Source organism: Funiculus sociatus GB2-C1 (genome assembly GCF_039962115.1).
Taxonomy (GTDB): Bacteria; Cyanobacteriota; Cyanobacteriia; order Cyanobacteriales; family FACHB-T130; genus Funiculus; species Funiculus sociatus.
The window spans coordinates 1-15,582 of record NZ_JAMPKJ010000021.1; the positions used below are offsets into that span (position 1 = coordinate 1).

Sequence of the window (15,582 nt, forward strand, 5' to 3'; positions counted from 1 at the left end):
AATGCGCCCTATGTGTCAATCACCATCGGGCTTTACTCCCTATTACATACAATAAAGTTATCTCTCTTTTTATTGTTCCGCTATGTATTTAGCATACTAAGTACTGAAGAGCCATCATTATTTGATAAGATTACAAAAGCTAAATATAGATTATTTGCATTGTTTGCAGGCAGTGCAATAATTTTCTATAGTTTAGCAGGTTTTAAAATTATTGACCCCTTTATTTTTTTGCCTTCAAATAAACCTGATAATATTAATTCGAGAAATAATTCAGAAAGTTCAATTAGCGCTCTTACTCCTAAGCCAAAAATAGAGTCTGTACAGGTAAGTAAGCCTGAGGAATTAAAGTCTTCAGTTGCTAATCTGTCAAATGGCAATTATCTGCTTTGTAGCCAGAGTAATACTTCTGATGAAGATGAATTAGGTTTTTGTTTTCGGTTTCATAAAATAGGGAATCGAGTCATTGGCAACTTCTACGCAGCTGATTACACAGAGGGCTATTATGTATGTATCGATGGTACAGTTAATAGCAGTACCGTCAAGGGTAAAGGAATGGCATATACTGTAATGGATGAGCCTATAAGTAATCACAATAAAATTGAGCATCAAGATAAGCTTGTTAACGGTGATGAAAGTGGTCTTCTGAAGGTTGGCTTAGTCAGGGCTAGGAATACTGGTTTTAGTGATGAGAGTGGTGGAATGGAAGGATATTCTGTTGAGTTTTACTATGGGAAAGTTGTGCTTAATTTGAATAGTGTTTATCGTTACAAGGTAGGAGCTACACCTCCACCTCAAAGATGTAAACGCATTCCTTGAAAATTAGCGACCGTCAATCAGTTATAACTAACTAACTATCGCTTTATACTGCATTAAGAAATAAAATTGTCTAAGAAGAAGTTTCGGAAGTTTTGATAGTATTCAACAACAAATTATCAAGCATCATCAAAAATGGCTAACGAGCAGAAAAATTGATAGTGCAGGTAAGGCTAACAAATGCGATTGATGAAGAGTTAGTAAATCGCGGACTGCTTAACCCAAATTTATTGCGCGTGTATGAAACACAAGCACTTGTAGATACTGGCGCTACACGCACTGTGCTACCTATGGATATAGTGCAGCACCTTGGTTTAAGGATTATGAGTCAACAGGTAGCTAAATATGCTGATGGTAGAGAGGAAGCAGTCGGGCTGACAGGGCCTGTCATCATTGAAATAGAAGGTCGTCAGACTATCGAAGCAACAATGGTGACAGGGAATCAAGTGTTGATAGGTCAGACTGTATTGGAGACGTTAGATTTACTTGTAGATTGTAAAAATCAGCGCCTAGTTCCAAATCCCGCACATCCTGACTATCCAGTGTTGCGAGTATAGCAATTAATTAATAGGTGTAAGATAAGAGCGATCGCATCCACGTATAGTTAAAATACGCTTAAAATGCTGCTTACTGTAAATTGACTATGCCTATCGACGCACCTCTTCCCGTCGGGTCAGTTCTAGAAAACCGCTATTGTGTCGTGCGAGAATTGGGGCAAGGTGGCTTTGGACGTACCTATCTTGCAGAAGATACCAATCGGTACAGTGAGCATTGCGTACTTAAAGAATTTTTACCACAAGTTCAAGGCAGCAAGGAATTACAAAAAGCTGAAGAGTTATTTATGCGGGAAGCTGGGGTTCTTTATCAGCTGCAACACCCGCAGATTCCTCGTTTCCGAGAATTGATCCGAGTCAATCTTGGCGGTACGGAATCCCTATTTTTGGTGCAAGAGTATGTAGAGGGGCAAACCTACTGCGATTTGTTAAAAGCAGGGAAGCCGTTTGACGAGGCCCAAGTAGTTCAACTGCTGCGGCAAATTCTACCAGTATTGGACTACATCCATTCGCTAGGGGTGGTGCATCGAGATATATCCCCTGATAACTTGATTCAGAGGAGTTCCGATAAGTTGCCAGTTTTAATTGACTTTGGTGGCGTTAAGCAAGTAGCAGTAAATGCTGCCTCCCAGTTTAGCGGACAGATGCCCGCTACTCGGTTAGGTAAGGAAGGTTACGCACCAGAGGAACAAATACGCCAAGGAAATGCTTTTCCTTGTAGCGATTTGTACGCTTTGGCAGTTACAGTTTTGGTGTTGCTAACTTGCAAAGAACCCCAGAAACTTTTCGATAGTTTTCAGGCAACTTGGCGGTGGCGACAAGAGGCGAAGGTTAGTCCTATGTTAGCGATTATTTTGGATAAAATGTTAGCTTATTATCCGGGCGATCGCTATCAGTCAGCTAGAGAAGTTCTCCAAGCCCTCCCGTCTGGAAATCCCCTTTTTTCTCAAGTTCCTACTATGAACGTTGTAGGTAGCCCCGCCTATCAAATTCCTCCAACAACTATCAGTCAAAAAAGTAAAAGTCCCAGTGTTTCCATTCCTAACCCAATTCACAAGCTGACTTGGTTAAAATTTTGGAAAACAGGAATTAGTGTAAGTCTGATTTTGGCAGTCGGAGTCGGGGCTTGGACTTTAATAAAATCCCGTTTATCCTCCTTTCCTCCAGCAATATCTTCGCCATTACCTGCCGATGGTTCGCTAAGTAAAAAAGAGCAGGATTTTGTAGCTGAAATAACTAAGCGTCGCCAAGCTTTGAAGATTTCCGAAACGGTTTTTATTCGTCAAGTTGATGAAATTTTTTATCAGAAGTATCCAGAATTAAAGCAACGCAGTTTGACAACTAAGCCAGAAGATGCACGTTTCCGAATTGATTGGTACCAAATTGCTAATGACGAACTAAATAAGTTAGAAAAAGGCGCTCAATTATAGCAGTCCTATTTGAGTTGCGAAAGGCGTAGAAACAGGGTTTCTGCCTAATAGGAATCACAACTCAAACAGGATTGCTATGTGATGCAATTTAGTTCGCTAAGATTGTTTTTAACTGTCAAGCCAAAATTTTTATTAAGGAAAGTCAGGAATCACCCATTGGGGAGGCTGCATAGCTTTTTTTCTGCGCGCTTCGTCAGCAATTTCCAGCATTCTATCTAAAGAAGTCTCTTTGATGAAGTTTGACGCAGACGCTGCATTTTCCTTATTGGGGCATTTGTCACCCAAAATGCAGCCGTTAACGCAGGCTTCAGCGCAGTTTACTGTAGCTTCCATTGTGTTTGCTCTCTCTCATGGTCTTTGATGCTAGGCAGACTGATTCAAGCTTTGTCACTTTCAAAGCGAAAACGTCTACTTAAATTCTCCTTCTACAAATTGTACGGATATCTGTGAAAATTTCCAGCGTCTTGAGCGATCGCTTTCTTTACCGTTGCTATCAAACTGAATTAGCCCAATTTTTCGCCCAGTCTAAGGTCTGATAAACCTGCTTGAGAGTTGGTGCTTCGCAGTACAGTCGCAAAACGGGTTCCGTACCGCTGAAGCGAATCATCAACCAACTGTCATTGGCTAAACGGAACTTATAACCATCAATTGTCAGACAGTCTGTTACTGACTGACCCGCAATTTCAGTTAAAGGCGATTTTTGCAGTTGTTCGAGTAAACGCGATCGCACGTTCATACTCGCTAAAGGTAAGTCAATCCGATCGTAAGCTGAGGTAAAACTTGTTTTCTCCTGCAAGCGTTGGTAAAGTTCGCTTAAGTCTAGCCCCGACTGGGCGATCGCTTCCAACAAATACAGTGCTGACAGCAGCCCATCCCGCTCTGGGATATGATTGCCGTAGCCAATGCCTCCAGACTCTTCGCCGCCTACTAACACCTGAGTTGATAACATCCGGTCGGCGATGTACTTATAGCCTATCGGTGTCTCATACACTGGCAGATTGTACAGAGACGCTACGCGGGGAAACAAATCGGAACCGCTGACTGTTTTTACCACTTCGCCCGTCAGTCCCCGCCGCGATGCCATGTGTTCAATTAAAATCGGGATGAGTATTTGGGAACTGAGGAAATTTCCTTGCCCATCGACAGCAGCAATGCGATCGCTATCTCCATCAAACACAAATCCTACTGCCAACCCCTCACCACTGCTGCGGCGGTGAGTCCGCATCTGCCGGAACATCTGGGAAAGGTAACGCGGTAAAGGTTCCGGCGCACTTCCACCAAATAAAGGATCGCGAGAACTATTAATTTCCTGAATTGGCGTTGCCAACAGTTTTTCAAGTCCGGATGCCGCCGCACCGTGCATCACATCGGCAAAAACACTGAGTTTCTTTTGCGCGATCGCATCCTGAATGCAGCCAATATCCACTTTAGCCCGTAGCTCTTCACAATAATTAGACCACGGGTCGAACCTCTCCAAACTTCCAGGCTTTCCTTGGACTGGCGACGATTCCTTAGCCAACAGTGCTTCTATCTTTTGCGTAATTTCTGGGGGAACCGAACCCCCAAATGCTCCCTTGACTTTTAACCCCGAATATGGGCCTGGATTATGACTTGCCGTAATCACCAAAGCCCCTAGAGCCTTTTGTTGATAAGCCGCCCAGCTAAATGCTGGTGTTGGGGCATAACTATCGCTCAACAGCACATCAAATCCCGCAGCTTGCACTGCAAGAGCCGTCTCAAAAGCAAAAGTTTCCGACATAAAGCGCCGATCGTAGCCCACAATGATCGTGCGCTGACTTGTCGTCTCACCATAGACATCTGCCAGGACTTGTGCCGCCAACGGTGCCACAAGCGTTAAACGCTCGAAGGTGAAATCTGCGGCGATGATACCTCGCCAGCCATCTGTACCAAACTTAATCGGATTAACAGCAAGCGGCATAAAAGCAGGGGGTGTTGCAATGATAACGGTCGGATCTTAACATTTGTGGAGTCATTAGTCACTTAAGAGTTGTCAAGTTGAAACCCTCCCTAGCCAACGCTTAAAAACTAAGGACTACCGCCATCGTCCTCTTGAGAGCCTGACTCGTGCTTGACAGTTGGGGAATTGCCATTTGAAGCTGACAGATGTTCGAGAAGCGATCGCAGCCTCATGCGCTCAATGTAAGGCCAGCCGCCAGCTTCTTCCATATCTTTCAACAGATTGTATAGAGCTTGACGATTATCCGGTAAAGAAGTCTGAAATACACCTTCCCGAATCTCGCGGTGCAAATCCTCTAACGCGCGAAGCATTGCCAACAAAGCCAGAGTATCTCCCTGACAAGTCTTTGCCAAAGACCGAACAGAAATAGCGATCGCTTCCAATTCTGACCCAAAAAGCCCCGACTCAACATCTTTGTTACTGTTCATGCGGGTGATTTGTCTGTCCATGCTGTTTTCAACTTTAACGGAGTGTTTTCTTAACTAGAGCGATCGCTGCACAATCGACCTATTGGTAAATTGGTGTGGTGTGTAAGCACGGCATGGGTCTAAATCCCTATTAGGGATGGAAATAAAGGGATTGAAATAATTTACCCGCAGCTTCAGGATAAAGGCAACACAAAGCCTTGTAAAATTCACTTTAGAGATTCTAAGCCGAACGATTCCGAGCAAAATTAAGAATTTCACTTTTGTCCCTTGTCACTTAAACCCCACCCCAGATTTTACTGGTAGGGATTCCTAAATTAGATATTGAGGTTGACCATGAGGTATCGCGCTTTCATTGTTGCCTTCCTGGCATTATGCTTGGGGGTACTAACTGCTTGTAGTGAAGGTCCAGCCAACGCGACTTCCGCTCCAACTCCACTCACCTACGACCAGATCCGAGGCACGGGTCTAGCAAATAGCTGCCCTCAACTCTCTGAAACGACTCGCAGTTCTATTCCCATCGATCCTAGCCAGACATACAAAGTTACTAACCTGTGCTTACAGCCGACCAGCTTCTTTGTCAAAGAAGAATCTGCCAACAAACGGCAAGCCGCCCAATTCGTTCCCGGCAAGTTGTTGACACGGTATACATCTAGCATCGACCAGGTGCTAGGTGAACTGAAAGTAGATGAAAATAACCGTCTAAGCTTGGTTGAAGAGGATGGTCTCGACTTCCAAGCCACAACTGTTCAGCTGCCTGGTGGCGAACGAGTACCCTTCCTGTTCACAATTAAAAACCTGGTTGCCAAAAGTCAGCCCGGAATGGACAGCATTAACACCTCGACCGACTTTGAGGGCGAGTTTAACGTTCCCTCCTATCGGGGGGCAACTTTCCTCGATCCCAAAGGTCGCGGTGTAGCGAGTGGCTATGATAATGCAGTAGGACTCCCAGCCCAATCCGATTCTCAGGAACTGACTCGTGCTAATGTCAAGCGTGTAGACACCCTGAAGGGTAACATTTCTCTGCAAGTCGCCAAGGTGGATAACGTCACCGGTGAAATTGCCGGAACCTTTGAAAGCGAACAGCCTTCCGATACTGATCTAGGAGCTGGCGAAGTTAAAGAAGTTAAAATTCGCGGCATTTTTTATGCGCGGGTTGCACCAGATCAGGCTTAAATCTGCTACTTAGCACTGATTGCTTAATTTAGCGGATCGGGAAAAGGGGCTGGTGAAGCCCCTTTTTTTATGCCTTAGAAGTCAAAAGTTAAAAGTGAGGACTTATAAGGGTTACTCATTTAAAGCTTTTAACTACACACTGACAGTGCTTGTTTCCGGTAGAAAATCATTTCTCCGTGAAAATGCTATTGTAATTAACTGGCCAAAAAGAATAAACTTATGATCAAGCCTGAAAAAGCAGGTAATTAGGAAAATTTACCAAAAATGCTTGATTAGTTTTACTTTTCTGAAGGGCAGTTCCCCGGAGCCTACTTAATAGCTCGATCCTCCAGCGTCTATGTTTTAAATCACAGCATCTACTTAAAAAGCAGAATAAAACCAAAATTAGCGTCTCTACTGGGGACAATCTACCAAGCGAACTTCTTTATGTATACCAACGTCACTCCCGAAATTAAACTGGAGAGCTTGCAACTGTTACGAGAGTACCAGCACAATCGTACAGATGCTGTCCGGAATCATCTGGTAAAACTGAATTTTGGACTGGTGAGAAAAGAAGCACATCACTGGGTTAATCAGTGTACTGAGAACTATGAGGACTTGCTTCAGGTTGGCTGTTTAGGATTAATTCGAGCTATTGAACGCTTTGACCTGTCCAAGGGACACGCCTTCAGTTCCTTCGCCATCCCCTACATTCGCGGCGAAATTCAGCACTATCTACGAGATAAAGGCTGCTCGTTCCGCCTACCTCGGCGCTGGCAGACTCTGCGGTATCAGGCAGCCTCTGTAACGCGGGAGTTTCAACAGAAATACAACCGACCACCTACCCATTCAGAGGTGGCAGCGGCGCTGGAAATTTCTGCTTCAGAATGGCAGGAAATCCAGTTAGCGTTTCAAAACCGAGAATTGCTAAGTTTAGATTTACCAGTGGGAGATGCTGAGGAAGGTTCGACTTGCTTAGGCGAACTTGTACCAGACCCCCAATATCGCAGTTTTCAGTTAGCCCAAGAAGACCAGATTCGCCTACAATTGGCTCTGGTGCAACTAGAAAAGCGCACTCGCGAAATTCTAGAATTCGTTTTTTTACACGATTTAACGCAAAAAGAGGTCGCAGAACGCTTAGACATCAGTGTGGTGACTGTCTCCAGGCGTGTTAAAAAAGGATTAGACTCGCTCAAAAAGCTAATGGTAGGGCCGGAGAATTAACCAAGAAGTTCTTGGGAAGGGAAGAGGAGTTAAATTGAAACATTGGCAAGGTGCGAGAACCTTCCCCCATCCAACCTTCTTTTCGTCAACCGGCAACGGACAAAAAACTAAAAATTGAATAAAGTAACACAAATGCTACGCTTTCATCTATATATTTTAAACTTGTAATAGAGGGGTGCGATCGCATCCATCTATTCAAGGTATAACCCGCCTCAAAGAAATTTGAACAGAAAATCTCTTGTGGCGGATGCTATTAAGGGATTTGGGAACTGCAAAATGCGTCAACATTCATGGATTGCGTTTGTCGGGATATTTGCTCTGGTAGCGGCTGGCTGTGCGCCAGCAGAGGATACTGCTATAGCTCCTAGTCCTGTTGTTTCTCCGCCGGCTGATCCGGCGGCGGTTCCGACTACTTCACCAATAGCAAAGGCACCCCCAGGGTTTCCTACGCCAACTGTTCCTCCACGAACAGCGAACGTTCCGGGAGTTCCCGGCTTGATTCCATCCACAAACTCGGATGTGCGATCGCGTAATATTCCTAAAGGTAGACAAGACCCCTTTGAGAATGTTCCCCTGAACCCGCAAGTGACTGTGGTGCCTCCAGAGCCTGGTTCGGTTCCTCCGCCTCCGATTCCAGTTTCTCCGGCTCCGGGTGTAGCACCGCAGCGTTCCATCCCAGTGCCGCCGCCTCTGCCCCAAGTACGCAATCCCGGAGTAAGAGCAAACAACGGTGGTAGAGCAGTTCCCCGCACAAGGTATACACCGCCGCGTCCCCCCCAGGTTAGAACAACAACACCGAGAAATCAGGCACCTAGAACCGCACCAAATTCAGCTCCTATTGCTAGAACAAATACGGTGCCCCCTGCTCCCCTGCTGCCAAAACTGCCACCTCTACCAGAACCAACTCTGGCGAGAAATGTAGAAGTTACAGGAGTGGTGCAAGTAGGTAGGGAGCCTCAAGCAATTGTAAAAGTGCCGAATGAGCCGAGCCGCTACGTAGGAGTTGGGCAACGTTTATCTAATGGGCAGGTGCTAGTTAAGCGGATTGAAGTGAATAATGGTGGCAGTCCGATTGTGATTTTAGAGCAATATGGCAGAGAGGTTGCCAGACGAATTGGAGAAAAACCAGAGGCGAATCCTGCTGGCGCACCTACGGCTGCTGCTCCTGGTTCTCCTCAAGCCTAGATACGATTTGTTGTAGGGAGTTTAAAGAGTGCAGACTACTGGAGGAGAACCGCTGCGAATTGAAATAAGCTTGCCTAGGTTGCCCTTGGCAATTTATCGGGAATTAGCTGCCCATTTGCGGCAGGTAGAAGGAGTGGAAGCGGATCTGATTCCCCAAAATTCGCAGCAGTTTGACTACCATCAAAGCCAGGTCGGGGGCTTGTGGATTCAATATGTACAAGATGCCAATCCAGCTAGTCGGCAACAAGTAGACCGGATTTTAGAGTATTATAGTCAGCGCTACAGCCCCTAGTAGGAAATCTTTCCACCGTAATATTCGGTGGGGGCTTTTTGGCAATCTGGCAAAAGCTAACAAAAATTCATGGGCATCATTCAAGCTTTACGGGGAACGCGGGACATTCTGCCCGAAGAAGTTGGCTATTGGCAATGGGTAGAATCGGTAGCGCGAGACATTCTTAACGTAGCCGCTTATCAAGAAATTCGTACTCCGATTTTTGAGCTGACTGCACTATTTGAGCGGGGAATTGGCGAAGCTACAGACGTGGTGGGGAAGGAAATGTACACCTTCAACAGCCGGGGGGAAAACCCTTATTCCATCACTCTACGTCCTGAGGGTACAGCGGGTGTGGTGCGCTCTTACATTGAAAACCATCTTGATGTAAAAGGTGGGATTCAGCGCCTTTGGTATATGGGGCCGATGTTTCGTTACGAAGCTCCCCAGGCGGGGCGACAGCGGCAATTTCACCAACTGGGCGTAGAAGTGTTAGGTAGTGCTGACTCCAGGGCCGATACGGAGTTGATTGCAATCGCTACCGACATCCTGCAAACCCTCGGTCTGAAAAATCTGCACCTCTACATTAACTCCGTGGGTTCCCCAGAGGATCGACAGCGTTATCGACAAGCATTGGTGGACTATCTGACTCCCTATAAAGAAGAGTTAGATCCAGACTCGCAGGTGCGTTTGGATCGCAATCCCTTACGAATATTGGATAGCAAGGATAAGCGGACGCAGGCAATTGTTAAAGATGCCCCCAGCATTTTAAATTATCTGGGTGCAGAGTCACGCGATTACTTTGAGCAAGTAAAAGCAAGGCTGACTGATTTGGGAATTGCTTACGAACTAAATCCGCGTCTGGTGCGCGGTTTGGATTATTATACTCATCTGGCCTTTGAAATTGTCTCTGACGACTTAGGAGCGCAGGCAACTGTCTGTGGCGGCGGTCGTTATGATGGGCTAGTAGCAGAATTGGGCGGGCCAAGTACGCCTGCTGTGGGTTGGGCGATGGGTTTGGAGCGCTTGATTATTTTGCTACAACAGCTGCAACAGCCACCAGCAAAGGCGCTGGATTTCTACGTAGTTTCACGGGGGGAAGCAGCAGAGGGTCAAGCACTTAAACTGGCTACGCAACTGCGAAGAATTGGGTTTAGTGTGGAGTTAGATTTGAGTGGCAGTGCGTTTAAAAAGCAGTTCGCCAGAGCAGATAAGAGCGGTGCCGTTGCTTGCTTGATTTTAGGGGATGAGGAGGCAGCAAACCAAACCGTCAAGCTCAAGTGGATGGCAACCAAAGAGCAAAATGCGATCGCTCAAGTGGAATTATTGGCTAAAACAGACGAACTGCGTCGCCAGTTAGATACCGCAGGGAGTTATAAGTTATGAATTATGAGTTTTAAATTAATTCATAACTTATAACTCAAAATTCAAAATTTTTCCTAGCCGCCGATGGAATACTGGGAATTTCTGATCCAAAAAGAAGGCGATCGCTCTTGGCTCTCTCTAAAGAAGCCAAGTTTGGAAATCTTAGAAGGTCGGTATCGGGTGGTTGCTCACTCAAACCGACCAAACACTGATGTGGAAATTCGCATCACGCATGACAGCACCGAGGAAGTTCCCCCCAGGCGGCGCTCTCAGAAGCGATCGCGTCGCACCAATGCCCAAGGGTTAATGGTGGTGATTCCCTTTACCTACTTTAAGCCGGGGATATGGGATTTGCGTTGCTCTGGGGATATCATGTCCGATTTCCTGGGCAATACTTGGCAGCAAACGATTAAGTTTCAGGTTTTACCACAAGCCGCAGAAACTTCCACAGATAGCGATTCAGCGGAAGAAGATATTTCGCCGGAAATTTTTCATCCCCATTCAGCAGAGATGCCGGAAACGTCTCTACCTCCAACGGAGGCTGAGTCCCAAAGGTGGAAGGCGGCGTCAATGCCTGTCAGCGACCTTATGGAACACTCGCTACAGATGGTAGACGAAATTTTACACGAAGTTGTCGATCCACTCTGGCAAGCGTTTGAGCCGATACCTGCTGCGCCACCGCAGCGGTTGTTTACCCTAGACTCAGAGCTGCCAAGAGAGGAATTGCCTGAGTTTCAGAGTGCTATTGATTCACCAGATATTGCAACAGATATCACCCAACCGCAAGTAGAGGCAACTCCTGAAACGTTTCTAAGGCTGATTCTCGACCAGGAAAATTTTGTAGCGCGTCGGGGAGAGCCGATTATTTTTTCTGGGGAAGTTGAAGTTTTGGACACTTCCAGTTCTCACAACTGTGTCCAGGGTGGAACGCTGAGAGTGGAAATGCGCGATCCGCAAAACTCAAAAATTCTGGTAGATGTAGAGCAACCGCTACCCGAACAGGTGTCAAGCTTTGCCTTTAGGTGTAATCTTGAGCTGCCTGAAGAGTGCAAAACTCGGTTAATTTTGGGAGAAGTCACGCTAATAGACGAAACGCAGACAGTCTTGGCGACTCAATCATTTACTGTAACAGCAGATTTAGAAGATTTACTGGGCGCGATCGCTAACGATAGAGAAGCTGAAAATTTATTGCACCCGCCGTTAGGATCTCTTTTGGCAGAGACACCACCTCTAGATTCATCTTTTCTGGATTTGGTGCAACAACCGAAAGACAATCAATCCCTACGTCTAGAACCGTTACCAAATCAGCCTTTACCTCCGCAAATTACCCGAAGCAATCCGGCAAAGGAGGCAGCACTTAAAGCTCCCAAACTGCCTGCGATCGCTTCTGATACAGATGCAACCGATAGCGAGGGCAAAACATCTGTTACTCCTCCACCCCCGCCGTTGGGATCTCTACCACCCAAAATTTATCGCCCCGATCCGGCCAATCCAGTTAATAAAACGCTCAAACTCCCTCTAATTTCAGGCTCTGCTCCTGTTACAGAGGTAGAAGCAATAATCGATTCTTCCTCTAGCGAGCTTGAACCTCCCACGGTGGAGAACGCTGCTCAAGAGCAGGCTGCATCAGAGGTGGAGCAGTTAGTTGATAATTTGTTGAATAACTTAGCTGATAGCTGGCAGCGTCCAGAGATACCATCAGCTGAAGATGACAGCGAAGATGCTGATACAACGGCTAATGAGGATGTAGCTGTCGAAGAACCTTCTGACACTCCAGAATCAGACAATCCTGCTGAAGATAGCGATCCCACATCGACTGTAGACACCGCCTTTGCTACCCTGAAGCTGAAAGACCGTTTTTTGTCCCGGTTAAACGACCTGGCAAACGATGAGGAATTGGCTCAATTGCTACAACCTGAGGAAGAGTTGCCTGCTACCGAGCCAGAGTTAATAGAATCAGAGTTGTCTGCACCAGACGTGGCCCAGGAAGATAGTGAAAATACTGGTGTGGTTGATGGAACTGAAACGGCGGCAATACAACAGTCGTCGGAAACCGACTCTGAAGCCCCGCCAGAGAGTATGTCAACAGATTGGGAGTTATTGGCTCAACTGCTAGATCAACAACCCCCGCTACCAGAATTTGACGAAGAAGATGCCGCTATTTCCAGCGACGCGCCCAGTAATTCTCAAGTGGCGGCAGAAAGTCCCCTGACTATTACTCAAAATCCTACCAATGGGTTCTCGACAAGAAATTCCGGTGGAAATTGGGCAGATCAAGAGATTGTTGTGGACGATGACCCCTTTGAGGAGCCTCTGGGCAGAAGCGATCGCATATCCCCTTTCCCTCCTAGCCATTATCCCCAACCGCAGCCATCAGCGCTAGACGAGGAGCCTGTGCCAGCACCTGAGTTGGTGTTGCCAGAAGGCGAACTGATTGCAGGGCAACTGCTCTTGCTCCGCGTGAAATTAAACTCCGAGTTGAGCCGCATCTATGTCAAGCTGTGGGTTCACGATCGACAAACGCGATCGCTGCTGGATGGTCCTCGTTGGCTTGTAGATTTTTCGCCCAATGCCTTTGGTGTCTTGGAAACAATGACTCAGTTAACTGTGCCGTTTGGGAGTATGTCCATCCGATTTGAAGCGGTTACAGTAGATACTTATACCCAAAGAGAGAGCCATAAAGTGACACTTGACCGTACTGTCATTCCCCCTGACTTGCCCAACTGGTCGCTGGATGAGTTTGGGGATTGATTAGTTGTTAAAAATTTTTATAATTCGGATCTTTGCGCCAAATTCACTGTAGATTCGATTAGAAGAATTGTTTCATAACAATAGGAAATTTAGCGATGGCAGCTTCATTCTTACCTTCAATTTTGGTCCCTCTAACTGGCTTGGTCTTCCCAGCTATAGCAATGGCTTTCCTCTTTCTTTACATTGAACATGAAGACCCAACTGGGATTTAATAGCTACAAATTAAAAACCCGCCCTTCCGGTTAGGACGGGCGGTTTTTCTAAAGGATGTAGAAGCTTCTACATCCTTCTTTGTTTATGCTTACAAAGAGGAGCCTAAACCAGCATAGGCACCATAGAAGAAAGTACCTAATACGGCGATAATACCTAAACCAGCGACTGTCGCTACAATCCACAATGGGATTCTTCCACTTCCAGACACAGCTTTTTCCTCCTAATTAAACTCGAACTAGCTTTATTTAATCAAACTCAGTTAGGCGAAGCACTCACTGTTATAGGGCTTTCGCACTATGACAGAAGCTTCCAGTTTCACTCGCCGTTGCCTCCCTATACGAATGTATAGTGTGGTTTTACACAGCGTCCGGAGGTTTTGCTTAGGTTTCCCTAGCACTGACTCCCGTACTACTTGCGTAGTACCCTGGCAGACACCCGCCTCCCGCAGGCACAATTTCTGTTGTTACACCGCTTGGTTTTCGCTTATCCCGAAGAGCCGCTATACCTAGCTGGTATAGCGGAATTCTGCGATTTTAGTTAAAGAAATAACTGGAAAACAAAATTCCCAAAACGAAGACAAGTAGCAATCCTAAGAACAGAGAAGTCCTGTTTAACTCAACTGGCTGATTATTAGGATTGGGAAGACGATCCGGCATCGGTTTCTCCTATCGTTGAATAAATTGCATGGAAGCGATCGCGCCCAAGAAAAAGACTGTAGGCACAGCCAGAGTGTGGACAGCAAGCCATCTAACGGTAAAAATCGGATAAGAAACTGGTTGATTTGCTGGAGTATTGCTAGTCATGATTTGCCACTACTTTTAAACTACTTACTTGATAAATTGCTCTATTTGATCTTTTGATTCAACACGATCTTGCACAATTGGCACTTCCGTCCGATTTGGAGTGAAATACTCATTGGGGCGGGGTGTTCCAAACGCATCGTATGCCAATCCAGTTTGAACAAATAGCCAACCAGCAATAAACAATGCTGGGATAGTGATGCTGTGAATCACCCAGTAACGTACGCTCGTAATAATGTCCCCAAACGGACGCTCTCCAGTAGTACCAGCCATTCAGATTCCTCCTCTGACAACAGTTTAAAGCTTTGTTTATATGATACGAAATTCGGTAGATGACAAGCAAGAAAATAGTTGCAAACAGCTTATTTTCTGCTTATTACTACCACCTGACGGCGACGATGCTCTCTTCAAGCCGCAGACGATGAACCCTCGTATTTCAGCAAAACACCACGCTGACCAATAATAAATCCTCGATCGGGCGTTACAAATTTAATTTTGTACAAATTCGAGGGTATATTCTCCATCTCGCGATCTTTTTCCCAGGTTTTACCACCATCTGGACTGCGGAGTAAATTGCCACTTCCCCCCGTCACCCAAATTTCCTCTGGTGTGCGATATGCCAAATCGAGTAAACCCCAACTGGTAGATATCTCTGGATATTGTGCCTCTTGCCACTCATCGTGCTTTTCAGGGTCGCTAAATTGCAGCTGACCGCCCCGTGCGACCATCCACAACCGACCATCTTGTGCAAAACCCATATTTTCAACACGTCGGGAACTATTGCGGTTGTGGGATACCCACGCTTCCTGACCTGGTTCCCAAGTTGAGTAGAAGTTCCCTTTTGCTGAGACTGCTACATATTTACCATCTTCAGAGCGGGAGATGTTGCGGACAACGCCCACTGCTTCTTGCACCATCGCTTTCCAGTTTTGTCCAGCGTCTTGAGTGCGATAAATTGCGCCTACGTTGGTGGTCATCTCAGCGGAGTTGGGCCCTAGTGCCAAAATTGTGTTGGGTGCGCCCGGTAATTTATTACTCAGTGAGATGCGCGTCCAAGATTTTCCGCCATCGGTGGTGTGCAGTAAGATAGCAGGTTCTCCTGTAATCCAACCCTCAGAACCAGCAAAACTCACACCTGTAAAGCGGTATTTCTGATCCCCAAGGGACAAGTTCCGAGGCTCCCAGGTTTTGCCGCCATCGGTTGTTTCCAAAATTGTAGAGTCACTGCCCACAAGCCAGCCGCGATCGCGGTCGTCGGTAAAGGCAATATCCTGAATATTAGCTGTTGTTGGCAGCTCAATGACTTGCCAAGGGTTGTTGCTCACCGAAGGGACGCTACTACAACTGGCACAAAACAGGGCGACTACCAGCAATATTACAATTTGTTTCAGTGTTCTCACAAAAAAGTTCATAACGTC

At 46.2% G+C, this 15,582-nt stretch carries 18 protein-coding genes; 10 read left to right on the forward strand and 8 right to left on the reverse strand.

Translation table 11 applies throughout. The features are described 5' to 3' along the window. The 3 genes from NDI42_RS11995 to NDI42_RS12005 form a co-directional block, all read left to right on the forward strand. Positions 1–816, forward strand: an 816-nt coding sequence (locus tag NDI42_RS11995; protein ID WP_399316011.1) for a hypothetical protein, incomplete at its 5' end; no start/stop codon positions are given. A gap of 158 nt (positions 817–974) precedes the next feature. Further along, positions 975–1,370 (forward strand): clan AA aspartic protease, encoded by a 396-nt coding sequence (locus NDI42_RS12000; protein ID WP_313930739.1) that lies wholly within the window; start codon positions 975–977, stop codon positions 1,368–1,370. Between the two features lie 86 nt (positions 1,371–1,456). Next, positions 1,457–2,797, forward strand: coding sequence for a serine/threonine-protein kinase (locus NDI42_RS12005; RefSeq protein WP_190451994.1), 1,341 nt, complete (start codon positions 1,457–1,459; stop codon positions 2,795–2,797). A gap of 132 nt (positions 2,798–2,929) precedes the next feature. Here the strand turns inward: NDI42_RS12005 and NDI42_RS12010 are convergent, their stop codons facing one another. The 3 genes from NDI42_RS12010 to NDI42_RS12020 form a co-directional block, all read right to left on the reverse strand. After that, the gene (locus tag NDI42_RS12010; RefSeq protein ID WP_190440882.1) at positions 2,930–3,130 is read right to left on the reverse strand and encodes a hypothetical protein; all 201 of its coding nucleotides are present in this window, start codon (positions 3,128–3,130) and stop codon (positions 2,930–2,932) included. A 160-nt stretch (positions 3,131–3,290) separates the two neighbouring features. Next, complete coding sequence (locus NDI42_RS12015) at positions 3,291–4,736, reverse strand: phosphoglucomutase/phosphomannomutase family protein (protein ID WP_190451996.1); 1,446 nt, start codon at positions 4,734–4,736, stop codon at positions 3,291–3,293. Between the two features lie 107 nt (positions 4,737–4,843). Next, positions 4,844–5,224 (reverse strand): hypothetical protein, encoded by a 381-nt coding sequence (locus NDI42_RS12020; protein ID WP_242017511.1) that lies wholly within the window; start codon positions 5,222–5,224, stop codon positions 4,844–4,846. Positions 5,225–5,536: 312 nt separating this feature from the next. On the opposite strand from NDI42_RS12020, the gene psbO reads away from it, so the two are divergent. The 7 genes from psbO to psaI all read left to right on the forward strand — a co-directional run bounded on the left by psbO (position 5,537) and on the right by psaI (position 13,363). Then, on the forward strand, positions 5,537–6,376 hold the full coding sequence (gene psbO, locus NDI42_RS12025) for a photosystem II manganese-stabilizing polypeptide (RefSeq protein ID WP_190451997.1): 840 nt from the start codon (positions 5,537–5,539) through the stop codon (positions 6,374–6,376). A gap of 426 nt (positions 6,377–6,802) precedes the next feature. Continuing rightward, entirely contained in the window at positions 6,803–7,579 is a 777-nt protein-coding gene (locus tag NDI42_RS12030) for an RNA polymerase sigma factor SigF (RefSeq protein WP_190451999.1), read from the forward strand. Between the two features lie 276 nt (positions 7,580–7,855). Further along, complete coding sequence (locus NDI42_RS12035) at positions 7,856–8,764, forward strand: hypothetical protein (RefSeq protein ID WP_190452002.1); 909 nt, start codon at positions 7,856–7,858, stop codon at positions 8,762–8,764. A gap of 28 nt (positions 8,765–8,792) precedes the next feature. Next, entirely contained in the window at positions 8,793–9,056 is a 264-nt protein-coding gene (locus NDI42_RS12040) for a hypothetical protein (protein ID WP_190452004.1), read from the forward strand. Positions 9,057–9,125: 69 nt separating this feature from the next. Further along, positions 9,126–10,421, forward strand: a complete 1,296-nt coding sequence (hisS, locus tag NDI42_RS12045; protein WP_190452005.1) for a histidine--tRNA ligase — start codon at positions 9,126–9,128, stop codon at positions 10,419–10,421. A gap of 63 nt (positions 10,422–10,484) precedes the next feature. Beyond that, a complete protein-coding gene (locus tag NDI42_RS12050) occupies positions 10,485–13,151 on the forward strand; it encodes a hypothetical protein (protein WP_190452009.1) in 2,667 nt (888 codons plus the stop codon). Between the two features lie 95 nt (positions 13,152–13,246). Then, positions 13,247–13,363, forward strand: coding sequence for a photosystem I reaction center subunit VIII (gene psaI, locus NDI42_RS12055; RefSeq protein ID WP_190427178.1), 117 nt, complete (start codon positions 13,247–13,249; stop codon positions 13,361–13,363). 89 nt (positions 13,364–13,452) lie between these two features. On the opposite strand, the gene NDI42_RS12060 is transcribed toward psaI, so the two are convergent. The 5 genes from NDI42_RS12060 to NDI42_RS12080 form a co-directional block, all read right to left on the reverse strand. Next, the gene (locus NDI42_RS12060; RefSeq protein ID WP_190427175.1) at positions 13,453–13,572 is read right to left on the reverse strand and encodes a photosystem II reaction center protein J; all 120 of its coding nucleotides are present in this window, start codon (positions 13,570–13,572) and stop codon (positions 13,453–13,455) included. A gap of 325 nt (positions 13,573–13,897) precedes the next feature. Then, entirely contained in the window at positions 13,898–14,020 is a 123-nt protein-coding gene (psbL, locus tag NDI42_RS12065) for a photosystem II reaction center protein PsbL (protein WP_190427172.1), read from the reverse strand. A 9-nt stretch (positions 14,021–14,029) separates the two neighbouring features. Continuing rightward, the gene (gene psbF / locus NDI42_RS12070; RefSeq protein WP_190427167.1) at positions 14,030–14,167 is read right to left on the reverse strand and encodes a cytochrome b559 subunit beta; all 138 of its coding nucleotides are present in this window, start codon (positions 14,165–14,167) and stop codon (positions 14,030–14,032) included. A 24-nt stretch (positions 14,168–14,191) separates the two neighbouring features. Then, a complete protein-coding gene (gene psbE / locus NDI42_RS12075; RefSeq protein WP_190452011.1) occupies positions 14,192–14,437 on the reverse strand; it encodes a cytochrome b559 subunit alpha in 246 nt (81 codons plus the stop codon). 134 nt (positions 14,438–14,571) lie between these two features. Further along, complete coding sequence (locus NDI42_RS12080) at positions 14,572–15,576, reverse strand: photosynthesis system II assembly factor Ycf48 (protein WP_190427161.1); 1,005 nt, start codon at positions 15,574–15,576, stop codon at positions 14,572–14,574. Between the last annotated feature and the right edge of the window lie 6 nt (positions 15,577–15,582).

Excerpts from the sequence above, each read along its gene's own strand:
- NDI42_RS12005 (WP_190451994.1), top strand. The coding sequence starts at position 1,457 with ATGCCTATCGACGCACCTCTTCCCGTCGGGTCAGTTCTAGAAAACCGC.
- NDI42_RS12010 (WP_190440882.1), bottom strand. The coding sequence starts at position 3,130 with ATGGAAGCTACAGTAAACTGCGCTGAAGCCTGCGTTAACGGCTGCATT.
- NDI42_RS12015 (WP_190451996.1), bottom strand. The coding sequence starts at position 4,736 with ATGCCGCTTGCTGTTAATCCGATTAAGTTTGGTACAGATGGCTGGCGA.
- NDI42_RS12020 (WP_242017511.1), bottom strand. The coding sequence starts at position 5,224 with ATGGACAGACAAATCACCCGCATGAACAGTAACAAAGATGTTGAGTCG.
- psbO (WP_190451997.1), top strand. The coding sequence starts at position 5,537 with ATGAGGTATCGCGCTTTCATTGTTGCCTTCCTGGCATTATGCTTGGGG.
- NDI42_RS12030 (WP_190451999.1), top strand. The coding sequence starts at position 6,803 with ATGTATACCAACGTCACTCCCGAAATTAAACTGGAGAGCTTGCAACTG.
- NDI42_RS12035 (WP_190452002.1), top strand. The coding sequence starts at position 7,856 with ATGCGTCAACATTCATGGATTGCGTTTGTCGGGATATTTGCTCTGGTA.
- hisS (WP_190452005.1), top strand. The coding sequence starts at position 9,126 with ATGGGCATCATTCAAGCTTTACGGGGAACGCGGGACATTCTGCCCGAA.
- NDI42_RS12050 (WP_190452009.1), top strand. The coding sequence starts at position 10,485 with ATGGAATACTGGGAATTTCTGATCCAAAAAGAAGGCGATCGCTCTTGG.
- psaI (WP_190427178.1), top strand. The coding sequence starts at position 13,247 with ATGGCAGCTTCATTCTTACCTTCAATTTTGGTCCCTCTAACTGGCTTG.
- psbL (WP_190427172.1), bottom strand. The coding sequence starts at position 14,020 with ATGCCGGATCGTCTTCCCAATCCTAATAATCAGCCAGTTGAGTTAAAC.
- psbF (WP_190427167.1), bottom strand. The coding sequence starts at position 14,167 with ATGACTAGCAATACTCCAGCAAATCAACCAGTTTCTTATCCGATTTTT.
- psbE (WP_190452011.1), bottom strand. The coding sequence starts at position 14,437 with ATGGCTGGTACTACTGGAGAGCGTCCGTTTGGGGACATTATTACGAGC.
- NDI42_RS12080 (WP_190427161.1), bottom strand. The coding sequence starts at position 15,576 with ATGAACTTTTTTGTGAGAACACTGAAACAAATTGTAATATTGCTGGTA.